The organism is Microbacterium plantarum, assembly GCF_035231185.1.
Classification (GTDB): domain Bacteria; phylum Actinomycetota; class Actinomycetes; order Actinomycetales; family Microbacteriaceae; genus Microbacterium; species Microbacterium plantarum.
In genome coordinates this window covers 2,141,130-2,153,841 of the sequence record NZ_CP141117.1, presented here as the reverse complement: position 1 = coordinate 2,153,841, position 12,712 = coordinate 2,141,130, and the positions used below count along the sequence as shown (strand labels likewise).

General features: G+C 66.3%; 10 protein-coding genes, 1 tRNA gene and 1 pseudogene. 5 read left to right on the top strand and 7 right to left on the bottom strand.

Annotated elements, in window-relative coordinates:
- Window positions 1-189: 189 nt before the first annotated feature.
- Window positions 190-2,988 (bottom strand): P-loop NTPase, encoded by a 2,799-nt coding sequence (locus VC184_RS10410; protein ID WP_323986071.1) that lies wholly within the window; start codon window positions 2,986-2,988, stop codon window positions 190-192.
- A 650-nt stretch (window positions 2,989-3,638) separates the two neighbouring features.
- On the opposite strand from VC184_RS10410, the pseudogene VC184_RS10405 reads away from it, so the two are divergent.
- Window positions 3,639-3,791, top strand: a pseudogene (locus VC184_RS10405) (hypothetical protein); the annotation flags it as partial.
- Between the two features lie 377 nt (window positions 3,792-4,168).
- Here the strand turns inward: VC184_RS10405 and VC184_RS10400 are convergent.
- Window positions 4,169-4,241, bottom strand: a tRNA-Lys gene (locus tag VC184_RS10400).
- 173 nt (window positions 4,242-4,414) lie between these two features.
- Window positions 4,415-5,086 carry a fasciclin domain-containing protein gene (locus VC184_RS10395; RefSeq protein WP_269267618.1) on the bottom strand — a complete coding sequence of 224 codons (672 nt, stop codon included), beginning with the start codon at window positions 5,084-5,086 and terminating at the stop codon, window positions 4,415-4,417.
- A gap of 245 nt (window positions 5,087-5,331) precedes the next feature.
- On the opposite strand from VC184_RS10395, the gene sigK reads away from it, so the two are divergent.
- The 4 genes from sigK to VC184_RS10375 all read left to right on the top strand — a co-directional run bounded on the left by sigK (window position 5,332) and on the right by VC184_RS10375 (window position 8,763).
- Entirely contained in the window at window positions 5,332-5,931 is a 600-nt protein-coding gene (gene sigK, locus VC184_RS10390; protein ID WP_274178682.1) for an ECF RNA polymerase sigma factor SigK, read from the top strand.
- Window positions 5,928-6,779 (top strand): anti-sigma factor, encoded by an 852-nt coding sequence (locus VC184_RS10385; RefSeq protein ID WP_323986069.1) that lies wholly within the window; start codon window positions 5,928-5,930, stop codon window positions 6,777-6,779. Before sigK ends, VC184_RS10385 begins: the two co-directional genes overlap by 4 nt.
- A gap of 119 nt (window positions 6,780-6,898) precedes the next feature.
- Window positions 6,899-7,537 carry a DNA-directed RNA polymerase subunit beta gene (locus VC184_RS10380; protein ID WP_274178680.1) on the top strand — a complete coding sequence of 213 codons (639 nt, stop codon included), beginning with the start codon at window positions 6,899-6,901 and terminating at the stop codon, window positions 7,535-7,537.
- Window positions 7,538-7,878: 341 nt separating this feature from the next.
- On the top strand, window positions 7,879-8,763 hold the full coding sequence (locus tag VC184_RS10375) for an aminodeoxychorismate lyase (protein WP_323986067.1): 885 nt from the start codon (window positions 7,879-7,881) through the stop codon (window positions 8,761-8,763).
- A gap of 42 nt (window positions 8,764-8,805) precedes the next feature.
- Here VC184_RS10375 and VC184_RS10370 read toward each other — a convergent pair whose 3' ends face one another.
- The 4 genes from VC184_RS10370 to pstC all read right to left on the bottom strand — a co-directional run bounded on the left by VC184_RS10370 (window position 8,806) and on the right by pstC (window position 12,651).
- A complete protein-coding gene (locus tag VC184_RS10370; protein ID WP_323986066.1) occupies window positions 8,806-9,585 on the bottom strand; it encodes an endonuclease domain-containing protein in 780 nt (259 codons plus the stop codon).
- Window positions 9,586-9,799: 214 nt separating this feature from the next.
- Entirely contained in the window at window positions 9,800-10,579 is a 780-nt protein-coding gene (gene pstB, locus VC184_RS10365; protein WP_112617144.1) for a phosphate ABC transporter ATP-binding protein PstB, read from the bottom strand.
- 19 nt (window positions 10,580-10,598) lie between these two features.
- Window positions 10,599-11,696 (bottom strand): phosphate ABC transporter permease PstA, encoded by a 1,098-nt coding sequence (gene pstA / locus VC184_RS10360; RefSeq protein WP_112617143.1) that lies wholly within the window; start codon window positions 11,694-11,696, stop codon window positions 10,599-10,601.
- A gap of 1 nt (window position 11,697) precedes the next feature.
- Entirely contained in the window at window positions 11,698-12,651 is a 954-nt protein-coding gene (gene pstC, locus VC184_RS10355; RefSeq protein WP_112617142.1) for a phosphate ABC transporter permease subunit PstC, read from the bottom strand.
- Window positions 12,652-12,712 lie beyond the last annotated feature (61 nt).

Genomic DNA, 12,712 nt, shown 5'->3' with positions numbered 1-12,712 from the left:
CGCATATCGACGAACGGAACCGAATGACTCACGCACAATCCTTCCGCGTGCTCTGGCAGAGACGAAGCTGATTCGTGCTCGCGCATGATGCCCTGCCCGGTGGTGTGGGACTTAGACGAGTGGAGCTACTCAAGGGCCGAGGACACGTCGTTGTTTGCTCGCGAAAGCAAAGTGGTGATCGGCCGGCGTTCAGAGCTGGGCAACGCTGAGCAGTTGATGGAGTTTGGCAGCGTGCACCTCGTAGTGCCGTGCGGGCCCGATCTTCGAACTCTTCAAGCTCTCTTTGATGGTTGCGACTATTGCGCCTCGCTGCTTGGCGGTGTCCAGCTCTGAGTACCCGTCGCGCGACGCGTCGTTTAGGTATCGCGTCGCCTGCTCGCGAAGCTCGGCAGATGGCGCGAGGTAAAGCGCCGATTCAGCGCAAGCACCGCGCCCGGTAGCATGTCGATCTGCTTCTGGCAGCATTCCTAGCGACCAAGCGAGACCGCTGAGGGCGCGGGTGGCTTCATCAGAGGTCAATGCTCCCATGTCCGGCACATCGAGCAGTGCACACGCATTCAAGGCGGCTGAGTCCCGGTATTGACCAGCGCGTCCGGCTACACGAGCCCACGTGATCAGGAACTTTCGAAGAGTGAGCCTTAGGTCATCGAATCGATCGATAGACGTCCACGCTCTTTCCGCTATCAGTAGCGCATCGTCTATCTCGTCGAACTCCCGGTAAACGCTAACGCGGTAATTGACGAGTCGAAGCTGGCGGTCGTCGCCCCTCACCGCACCATCGGCCGCAGCGATAGCCAACGACTTACTCTCCAGATTCTGGCCTGCGTAAACGACTGCCAGGATGTCCTCGTCCCAACGCGAACCACGCGCGCCGCGGACCACGCTTGCGACGACTTCGCGCATCAGATCGACCTCATTGATCGCAAATTCCGGAAGCAGGTCGACTACCTCCTGCGCGATGCGGCGATGTCGCGGAACGATCGAGTCGCCGTGACGCTCGGCCGCAGCTTCACGACCGAGTCGGTAGACGACGAGACCCTCTACCTCCGTTTCGGACATGTCGAGCCACTCACCGAGGTAGGTCAACGGTAGGCGGGAGATGCCGTGGCGGTAAACGAGGCAGATGGCACCGTATGCCTCAAGCAGACTTCTACCGCCTGGCAACTTCACATGGTTCAGCCGCTTCATGAGCTCCCAGATATGCTGCCGAAAGTCATTGCCATAACGAGTCTCAAGCATCGCTCCCAGGAGTGCGCCCTCAGAGTTACCTTGGCTTGCTCCGAAAAGTGCGGAGGCGCGGTCTGCCGGCGTGAGCGTAAGCAACTTTCCCAATGCGCGATCGCCGAATTGCCCCCACGCTCGCGTTATTTGCTTCGCATCGCTCTGCGTGATCCCTCCTACTTTGAACACGCGCAACGCGCGCGACGGGATGCTCGCTGACTCCATCTGCACGGCCCGAGCCCAATCTCCATCACGAGCTGCAAGGAGAAGCTGGATGTCCGAGCGCCCGACACGATCTAGCTCTCTGACGACAGTTGCAATACGCTTAGCAAATAGGTCTGCGTCATCAATCACCACCCATACTCTTGAGCTTGTCACCGGAAGGCTTGTTACGTCGTGCGGTTCGAAACCTCCTGCCGCGCTCATCCAAAGCACCCGATTGCCAAGGTCCTCAGAAAGTCGCCCGGCGATCTGGCGAAGCATGGTGGACTTTCCTTCGCCAGTTGGCCCCGAAAGCAGGTACGCTACATGGTGCGCCGGCTGTTCCTTCAGAACGCGATCTATCTCCTGCGTGAGGTCAAGGCGGGGTGCACGATTGCCGATTGCATCCACCCAGGTCGGCGATCTCCCATCAAAATATGAGATCGCGGAGATTGGTGACGTGTCACGGGATAGGTGGCTCTCGATGAACTCAGAATCTATGTCTTCGAATGCTGGTACCCCAGAGCGTCCGGGCCGCCCGCTAGTCGTCTTACGAGAGCCGGGCCTCAACCGGTCTCGAACCGCCGTTTCGACTGCAGGAAGCAAGCTGTTCGCATCAACGTTCACGTAGGGCTGCAGGCGTCCCGGCAGTGCCTTGTCTGTGAGTCGCCCCAGCTCGGCCGTCGGACCGTGGCAACCCCAAAGTATCTCTATGTCGCGCTCGGCCCCCTCCTCTACGAGGCGCCAGATCGACTCGGTCAGGAGATCATCCCACCCGCCGTAACCGAGGACGATGCACGTCGTCCGAGTTAGCACCTGGCGCAGGCTACCCAGAAGTCGAGGTCGACTTCTGGTTAGTTGTGCGCCCGTGTGCAACGTGTCGCCTTGGTTCCAGTAACCGTGCAGATGGTTCACGGGTACCACACTCGGGAGTGGAGGCGTTGTTGGGATCGCGCCATCGACGTCTGCGCAGACGAGATGCGGAACGAGACCGGCGGCCCTCAGACTCGATTCAATCAGCGGGTCAAAGTTCGTCGTGAGAATCGGCCCTCGTGACTCGTGTGGAACGAGTTCAATCAAGCGCCCAAGTGCACCCAGCCCGCGCGGAATGAGCCAGCCGCGCCAGTCGCTGTCTAGTTGCTCCAGTTGAGCAGAGTCACCGAGGTACTCGCTGGCCACATCGGGGGGAATTTGGGGAGAGCGCGCAGTGAGGACAGCTAGGCGCACAACCCGGTTCAAACGGGATATTCCAGCCCGCTCGATTACGAACTGCGCTGCCGTTTGGTAGTGATCACGGGGCTGCGTTTGAGCGAGCAACTGCTCGAGGTCTCGCTCATCCTCGGGATCCTTGGACATCGATCGCTGGAACAGTTCCACCATTCGCTTGGTCGACGGAGCCGCTCCGTTCGAAATGCCGGCGCCGAGGATGAACGATATCGGTCGCTCGCCCTCGCTGACGACTGCGCTGCGCAGCCGGTGGACCATCGCCGCCTCTTGTGGGGTAGTTGTCACAGCTGCATCCAACCACATGGGCTCTTGCATCTTCGTTGCCAGCGAAGTCGTCATCAGTCCGGACGTCCGTCCATCGGAGCGCCGTCAATCCGCTGCCGTCGTCCGATCGGCGGTCGGTGCACGAGCGGCTAGTGGCGCGCACGACACAGCCGGTGGCCGCCCATGATCACTGGCTAAGAAGAGCCGTCCCATGAAATGCCGGCTGACCGCCCCGCATCTGAGCGGAAGAGAGTCCGGTTCTGGCAACTGCTCCCGCGAGTGAAGAAGCGGCTGCGATCGTGATGCACGCAGGCACTTTTCAATGAGACGCCGTGACCCGTTGTAAGAACTGCTCAAGAGTGTCAACGTCGTTACATGGTCCGAGGGCTCAGTCGCGGAGCTCGCCGGGATCGCAAAGCATCCCGATCTGGTCGTGTTCCTCGCTATACGGGCCTCCGACCGGGCGAGGCCACCGCGCTGCGCATCAAGCACGTCGACACCTTGCGACGCCGAATGAGAGTCGAAGAACGCAGTCGAGGTCGCAGTCAGATCATGATCGGCACACCGTACACGCACGAGAAGCGGACAGTGCCCTACCCGTGTTCTTCGGACCGGTCATCGAGCATCTGGTCGCCACGCGACCGAGAGACGCGCTGCTCTTCGGCGACGGCGACCACTTCATCCGACGAGCCAAGTCGACTACGGGATGGTTCAACAGCGCTGTCATGCAAGTCCGCGGTGAGACGCAGGAGCGCATCGAAGCAGCGACTGCTGCCGGCCTGCGTCCGCCGCATCCGTTCCCGCGCGTCGCACCTCATGACCTGCGCCACACAGCAGCGTCGCTGGCAATCAGCGCCGGCGCCAACGTGAAGGCGGTCCAGCGGATGCTCGGTCACGCGTCAGCCGCAATGACGCTCGACACCTACGCCGACCTATTCGACGACGACCTCGATAACGTGGCTGACGCGTTGGCTCGAGCCGCCGATGCGTCTGGCGTCGGAGACGTTCTCGCCTCGTCGGAGAGCGGCGTACGGGCGCGCAGCCGACGCGCTGCGTCGGCAGGCGACTCGACGACCGGGTACCTCGGACGCGCCCTCACGATCCGTTACCACGGCCGCGGTGCGGCTTGGCGAACTAGCAAACGTCCAGAATCTGACGTCAGAAGTGTTGCCATTCTGTTGCCACGAGGTGGTTCGTGGTGGATCCAGCATCTCAACGTCCCCAAAAAACAAGGGTTTCGACGTTATTTCAGAGGTGGGCCCCGTGGGGCTCGAACCCACGACCCGCGGATTAAAAGTCCGATGCTCTACCGACTGAGCTAGAGGCCCTGAGCTTCCCAGCTTAGTAGCCGCGGGGGAGGGGGCGAACCCGCCGGCATCCCGACCCGCCGACATCCGTCCGGACACGACAAAGCCGCCGGTGTGCTCGCACCGGCGGCTTCGCCTCGGCCACGGAGATACCGAGGCCGTGCCGCGGGAACCCCTCACCGCGGCTGTTCGGGTCACATCGGGGGCATCAGCACCGTGTCGATGAGGTAGACCGTGGCGTTGGCCGTCGTGACGCCACCGCAGATGACCGCGGCGCTGTCGTTGACCATGATGTTGTCGCCCGAGCCGGTGACGGTCAGGTCGGCACCGTTGACGGTGGTGTGGGTGCCGTCGATCTCGTCGGGCGCGATCTGGCCGGGCACGACGTGGTAGGTGAGGATCGACGTCAGCGTCGCCGAGTCGGTCTTCAGCGACTCGATGGTGGCGGGGTCGATCTTGGCGAACGCGTCATCGACGGGGGCGAAGACGGTGAACTCGTCACCGTTCAGCGTGTCGACGAGGTTGACGTCAGGGTTGAGCTGTCCGCTGACGGCGGCGACGAGGGTGGTGAGCAGCGGGTTGTTCGAGGCTGCGGTGGCCACCGGGTCCTGAGCCATGCCGGCGACCGAGCCGGATCCGTCCGGAACGGCTGCGGCGTAGTCGGCACAGCCGGGGCCGACGAGGTTGGCGGCCGGGTCCATCGAAGCGTCGGGCGAAGCCGTCTCCATGGGAGCGGCGGACGACGAGGGGGCCTCGGTCTCCTCGGTCATGGTGTCACCCGATCCCGACGAGCAGGCCGACAGAGCGAGGGCTCCGGCGAAGCCGAGGGCCAGGGCAGCAGTGAACTTCTTCTTGGTGCTGAGCATGATTGCCTCCGTGTGTTCTCCGCCGTGGGTCCGTCCCCGGCGTCGAGGGTTCTTCGGAGGCCCCCACCGATCGGATCGGAAAAAGTTCAAGAAAGTTCGAAACCGAGTTTTCAGGCATCCGAAGCACCCCTCTCATACGAAGAAGGGCGACACGGATGCCGTGACGGCCGTGGCCGCGAAGTGCGGCAGGTAGAGAACCGATAACAGGTCGGCGCTGCATCCGGGAACAGGTCGGAGGATGCGGCATGCTGGTAGCGATGGTCATAGATGGAATGGACGTGCCCGACGACGGGCCGTCGACGGATCACGTCGCGGAGCTGATCCAGCGTTGCGCCGACGGTGACCACAGTGCTTTCGCCCGCCTGTACGACACCCTGTCGGGGCGGGTCTTCGGACTCATCCTGCGCGTGCTGGTCGACCGCGCGCAGAGCGAGGAAGTGCTCCAGGAGGTCTTCCTCGAGGTGTGGCAATCCGCTTCGACGTTCGCTCCGAAGAAGGGGCAAGGAAGATCGTGGGTTCTCACGATCGCCCACCGCCGAGCGGTAGACCGAGTCCGGTCGTCGCAGGCGAGCAGCGATCGCGATGTACGTGCGGGCTACCGAGAGATGGCGACACAGCCCGAAGGCGTCGCCGAACAGGTGGAGCTGCGCATCGAAGGACGGCGCGTCGCTCGGGCTCTCAGCTCTCTACCCGAGGCGCAACGAGAGGCCATCACCCTCGCCTACTACGGGGGTTACAGTCAAAGCGAGATCGCAGCGCTGGTGGGAGCGCCGCTCGGAACGATCAAGACACGGATGCGTGATGGATTGACCAAGCTCCGTAGTGCAATGGGGGTGACATCGTGAACGAACAGACATTCGCCGAGCTCTCGGCAGGGTACGCGCTCGGAGCGCTGTCGCCTGAGGACGAGCTCGCCTATCGCGAGGCCCTCGACGCGCACCCCGAGTGGATGCCCCTGGTCGAGGCGGATGCCGAAGCGGCGGCTCTGCTGTCGGAAGGTGTCGCCGATGTGACGCCCCCGCCCGGCCTGAAAGCGAGCCTGCTCGCGCAGATCGGTGCGTCCGACGCCGTCGAGCCGCAGGCCGAGACGTCCGCATCCGTCGAAGCGCCGCGCCACGAAGACGACATCGCCGACCCGGCGGACGAGCTCCAAGACGACGACCCGCGGGCCGCGGCATCCGGCTACTCCGTCGGCTCTCCCGTGACCGAGGAAGTGCAGCTGGTGCAGCGTCGCAACTGGACGCGCAGCCTGTTCGCCCTGACCGCCTCGATCGCGTTGCTCGTCGGCATCGGCTGGGGCGTCGGCACCCTGACGCAGGGCATGCGCGCGCCGTCCGCCGAGAGCGTGCTCGCACAGATCGAGCGCTCCGACGACGCCCAGTCGAGCACCGCACAACTCGTGGACGGCGGCGAAGCCACTGTTCACTGGTCGCCGAGCGTCGACGGCGTCGTGCTCGTCGCCGAAGGCCTGCCCGAGATCGCCGACGACCAGTCGTACGAGGCATGGTTCGTGCGCGGCAGCGCGCCGATCCCGGCGGGCGCGTTCGAATCGAGCGACGGTTCGGCCGCCATGCTTCTCGAGGGTGACATGCAGCCTGAGGACGTCATCGCTCTCACCATCGAGCAGAGCGGCGGGTCGCCGAGCGGCCTGCCCACCACCGACCCCATCGTCGCGATCCCGACGAGTGCCTGACTGCCCGACCCCGTTATCCGGCAGCGGAACGGCTGGCCCCGCGTGGGCCGGCCGTTTCGTCGTTTCCAGCTTGTGCCCGCGAGGGCCGGAGGGCTGCCGCTCTCGCTTAGCCTGGAATGATGACGGACGGATCCCGGGACTACCACAAGCCCGTTCGGCGACCCGCCGACGAGTTCGATCGGCACTTCGCGGGTGAAGATCCGGCGGAGGTGTCTCGCGTCGCCCACGCGACGGCGGGTGCCCTGTTGTCGCGGGTGCGCGAAGACCCGAGCGACGCCGTGGTCGACCGCCTCGTCGGATTCACCGCCGAGCACGGCATCGACACCGTCGCCGAGCTGTGGTCGCGATCGCCCGCGAAGTCGCTGCCGGGCGCGCTCTGGCGGCTGTACCTCCTGCAGCTGATGATCCACCGCGACCCGCGCACGGCCGCGCTGCTCTACGAACGCGGACGGATCGTGCTGCGTTCTGCCGACGAAGTGATCGCCGGGGCCCCCACACCGGCGGGGCCGGAAGAGCTCGTGGCCCTCATCGACGTGATCATGCGCGGCGTCTTCCGCGGCGACTTCGCCGTCGCGCTCGAACGGGCCGCGTCGTTCTGCCGCGTGCAATCCGCCGGAGCGACCTCGGTGGCCGACGACCACGACGTCAGCGAACCCGACCGTTCGTCGGCGCTGACCGCGCGCGCCCTCCGGCTGAGCACGTACGCCGACGACCTGGGCTCGTGCGCGGGGCTGTGGCGCCGCGAAGCTCTCACCTGAGGCAGCGCCGGCGTCCGGAGAGAAAGCCGGCAAAGACCCCGGAAAAGAGAAGTGCCGGGCCGCAGAACGCCTCTCGGCGCGTGGCCGCTCGCAGCGGCTGAAGATGGAGCCCGGGGTTACTGCGGCCCGGCACATACAGTCTAACGGAGCCTCGGACGTGGGCATTCCCGGGGTAGACAAAACCGGTGGTCGGCCGGTACTGGAGGGGGCTCGCGGGCGGCGGCGGGCGGGCCGCGATGCAAGGGATCGTGGGCGACGCGCCGGGGGGGAGCGGCATCCGTACCGGGGTGTCGCGCAGGATGTCGTGCATCCCGGCACCGGGCGCGTCGTAGGCTCGGCGCATGGCACTGCGTTTCGCGCTGATGATCGACCCGCTCGCGGCGGATGACACCCGGTCGGACTTCGCGTCGACCTTCACCGCGGTCGATCCCGCGGCCCCGGCGCTGACGGTGGGAGAGCTCAGCACCCAGCGCGGCGACGGCATCTTCGAGTCCATCGGCGTGGTCGACGGCCATCCCCAGGAGGTCGAGGCGCACCTCGAGCGCCTGGCGCACTCCGCCGAGCTCTGCGACCTGCCGGCGCCGAACATCGCCCAGTGGTGGGCGGCCGTGGCTGTCGCGGCATCCGAATGCGGTTCGGGAGAGGGAGTCGTGAAGCTGATCCTCAGCCGCGGCATCGAGCACGGACCGACCCCGACGGCGTGGGCGACGGCAGCGGCGGCGGCGGACTTCAGCGAGCCGCGCGCGAGCGGCATCCGCGTCGTGACGCTCGACCGCGGCTACGCCATCGACGCGCCCGCGCAGGCTCCGTGGCTGCTCCTGGGTGCGAAGACCCTGTCGTATGCCGTGAACATGGCCGCGCTGCGCGAGGCGCACCGGCGGGGAGCCGACGATGCGATCTTCCTCAGCTCCGACGGGTTCGTGCTCGAGGCGCCGACGGCATCGCTCATCCTGCGGCGCGGCGACGCATTCGTCACCCCGGCGCCCAACGGCGGGATCCTGCACGGCACGACGCAGCTGAGCCTGTTCGAGCACCTCGCGGAGCGCGGCTTCGAGACGGCGTACGAGACGATTCCGGTCGACGAGCTGCGACGAGCGGATGCCGCGTGGCTGGTGTCGAGCGTCCGGCTCGCGGCTCCCATCATCGAGCTCGACGGCGCCGCTCTCGACATGGACGCCGAGTTCACGGCATCCCTCAACGCCTACCTGCTCTCGCCGCGCGACTGACCCCCGGTCCCGGCGGTCAAGGCCGAGGGTGTGGAGTGGGCATCAGGCGGATGCCGCGAGCTGCAGGCTCGGGTGGGAGCGCAGGGCGCCGAGGACGGCGGACTCGACGAGCTCCCAGTCGTGGCCGACGAGCGCGTAGTCGAAGCGCAGTGTCACGTAACCCCATGAGGCGGCGTTCGCGTCGCGAGTGAGGTCCTTGTGGCGCTTCGCCTCGCCGTGATGATTGGCTCGGCCATCGAGCTCGACGATGAGCCGGTCGCCGATCAGCGCGTCGACGACGCCGACTCCGAAGACGGAGACCTGCGTCCTCACCCGGAGGCCGTGCTTCCGTAGACGCCACCGCAGGAGCGACTCGAGTCCGCTGTCGGCATCCGTTCGAGCGAGGCGCACCGCTTCTCGGCCGCGAGCGTTGGAGTGCCGGCGAAGCCACCGCAGATCGTCCCTCGTGAGTCGGCGCTGTCGCAGCGCGGATTCGAGCGTGACGAAGAAGCGCTCAGGGCCGCGGCATCCGAGGATCTGGCGCAACACCTGCCGGAGGGGAAGAGGACCGGATGCCGCGTCACGTGCATCTCGGTCCCAGTGCTCGATGCACCCGCACGACCCGTGGTGGTGGGCTCGCTGGCCGGTCTTCAGCCATACGTGCGGTTCGTCGTCGTCATCGAGGGTCCAGAGGCCGTGATGCCTCGCGGCCGTCACGCATGCCATCGAGCCGCCGTGCGCTGCAATGGTTCGGGCCGAGGCGCGCGCGCCGGGGGAAGCGTACATGCCGATCCGGATGCGGCTGAGCCGGCCGGAATCGACCGCCGCGGTTCGCCCCGACACCCCGCCCGAACGGCATCCTCACCGGGGTGCCGGCACGGATCCCTTGCATCCGGGCACGACGGCCGCCCGAACGCCCGACGCAGCCCGCCGCACCGGGATGCAAGGCGGAAACGGCGACGCGCCGGGCGAGGAGTCCTCGCACCGGCGCGTCGCGCACGATCCCTTGCATCCCGGCCCTTGCCGGACCCGGCCCACGACGAGCCGGGGGCTCGACTCACCCGAAGCGGCCGGAGACGTAGTCCTCGGTAGCCTGCACGGACGGGGTGGTGAAGATCGACGTCGTGTCGTCGTACTCGATGAGCTTGCCGGGCTTGCCGGTTCCGGCGATGTTGAAGAACGCGGTCTTGTCGCTGACGCGCGACGCCTGCTGCATGTTGTGCGTGACGATGACGACGGTGTAGTCGCTCTTGAGCTCCTGGATGAGCTCCTCGATCGCGAACGTCGAGATCGGGTCGAGGGCCGAGCAGGGCTCGTCCATCAGCAGCACGTCGGGCGAGACCGCGATCGCGCGAGCGATGCACAGACGCTGCTGCTGTCCGCCCGAGAGGCCGGAGCCGGGCTTGTCGAGGCGGTCTTTGACCTCGTTCCAGAGGTTCGCGCCGCGGAGCGACTTCTCGACGAGCGCGTCGGCGTCCGACTTCGAGATGCGACGGTTGTTGAGCTTGACGCCGGCCAGCACGTTCTCGCGGATCGACATGGTCGGGAACGGGTTCGGCCGCTGGAACACCATCCCGACCTGACGGCGCACGAGCACCGGGTCGACCCCGGGTCCGTACAGGTTGTCGCCATCGAGCAGAACGCTGCCCTCGACGCGAGCGCCGGGGATGACCTCGTGCATGCGGTTCAGGGTGCGCAGGAAGGTCGACTTGCCGCAGCCCGACGGGCCGATGAAAGCGGTGACGCTGCGGGGTTCGATGTCGAGGGAGACGCCCTCGACGGCGAGGAAGTCGCCGTAGTAGACGTTGAGGTCGTTGACTTCGATGCTCTTGGACACGGAGGTTTCTTCTTTCGGGTCAGCGGCCGGTCTTGGGTGCGAAGAACTTGGCGATCAGGCGCGCCACGAGGTTCAACAGCATCACGATGACGATGAGGGTCAGAGCCGAAGCCCAGGCGCGGCCGACGAAGGCCTCGGCGGGGATGCCCTGGTTCATGTACTGGGTGTAGGTGAAGACCGGCAGGGTCTGCATACGACCGTTGAAGAGGTCGTAGTTCATGGATGCCGTGAAGCCGGCGGTGATCAGCAGCGGGGCGGTCTCGCCGATGACGCGCGAGATAGAGAGCATCACACCGGTGGTGATACCGGCGATGGCGGTGGGGAGCACGACCTTGGCGATCGTGAGCCACTTGGGCACACCGAGCGCGTACGACGCCTCGCGCAGCTCGTTGGGGACGAGACGCAGCATCTCCTCGGTCGAGCGGACGACGACCGGGATCATCAGCACCGCGAGTGCGACCGACCCCATGATGCCCAGGCGGATGCCGGGGCCGAGGAAGAGCGCGAACAGGGCGTAGGCGAACAGGCCCGCGACGATCGACGGGATGCCCGTCATGACGTCGACGAGGAACGTGATGCCCTGAGCCAGACGCTTCCCCTGGCCGTACTCGATCAGGTAGATCGCGGTGAAGATGCCGATCGGGATCGAGATCACGGCTGCGGCGAGAGTGATCAGGACCGTGCCCATGATGGCGTGCAGCGCGCCGCCGCCTTCACCGACGACGTTGCGCATCGACGAGCTGAAGAACTCGCCGCTCCAGCTGGGGGCGCCGAGCGTGATGACGGTGAAGGCCACCGAGACGAGCGGCACCATCGCGATCAGGAACGCGACGGTGACGACCCCGGTCACCAGGCGGTCGACCGACTTGCGGCGGCCCTCCACGGCGGCCGAGACCGCCGTGATGAGCACGAGGTATGCCACGGCCGACAGGATCAGCCATCCGGGGACGTTGAGCGCATCGCCGGATGCCGCGGCGATGACGCCGAAGAAGATGCCGACGACCACGAGCGAGGCGCCGAGGATCGCCCAAGGACCCCACTTGGGCAGGTGCCCCGTGGTGAGGCTCGTCGAAGCGCTGCGCGCCGACGTGCTCGGGGGAGTGAGAGTCGCGGTCATGTCAGTTGGCCCCCGAGAATTCCTTGCGGCGGCTCACGATGTAGCGCGCGACCGCGTTCACCGCGAAGGTGACGACGAAGAGGATGAGGCCCGTGGCGATGAGGACGTTGACGTTCGTCCCGTAGGCCTCGGGGAAGGTGAGAGCGATGTTCGCCGCGATCGTCGAGGGGTTGCCCGACGTGAAGAGCGCGAACGTGACCCCGCCGGACACGGACAGGACCATGGCGACGGCCATGGTCTCGCCGAGTGCTCGCCCGAGGCCGAGCATGGCGGCCGAGACGATGCCGCTGCGGGCGAAGGGGAAGACGGCCATCCGGATCATCTCCCAGCGTGTCGACCCGAGGGCCAGCGCGGCCTCTTCGTGCAGGGTCGGGGTCTGGAGGAAGATCTCGCGGCAGATCGCGGTGATGATCGGGGTGACCATCACCGCGAGGACGACGGATGCCGTGAAGATCGTGCGGCCCGTGCTCGAGACCGGACCGTTGAAGAGCGGGAACCACCCGACGTTGTCGACGAACCAGCTGTAGATCGGCTGCACCGCCGGTGCCAGTACGCCGATGCCCCACAGCCCGAAGACGACGGAGGGGACGGCCGCGAGCAGATCGACGACGTACCCGAGGGCCTGAGCCAGACGGCGCGGGGCGTAGTGCGAGATGAAGAGGGCGACGCCGAGCGACAGCGGCACGGCCATGAGCAGCGCCAGCGCGGCTGCCCAGACGGTGCCGAAGACGAGCGGCCCGACGTACGACCAGAAGTTGTCGGGCAGGATCGAGGCGTCTTCGTTGGTGGCGACGAAGGCGGGGAGCGACTGGATGACCAGGAAGATCGCGACCGCGGCGAGGGTCACGAGGATCATCGAGCCGGCGAAGAGCGCCGTGCCGGAGAACCAGCGGTCGCCCGCTCGGGTCTTGGCCTTCGGGGCTCCGGTGCGGGTGACCTCGGGTGTGGTGGTCATGGCTTCGATTCTGTGCGACGGACGGGAACCGCGCGAGGTGCCCGGTCCGGCGCGAACCGGA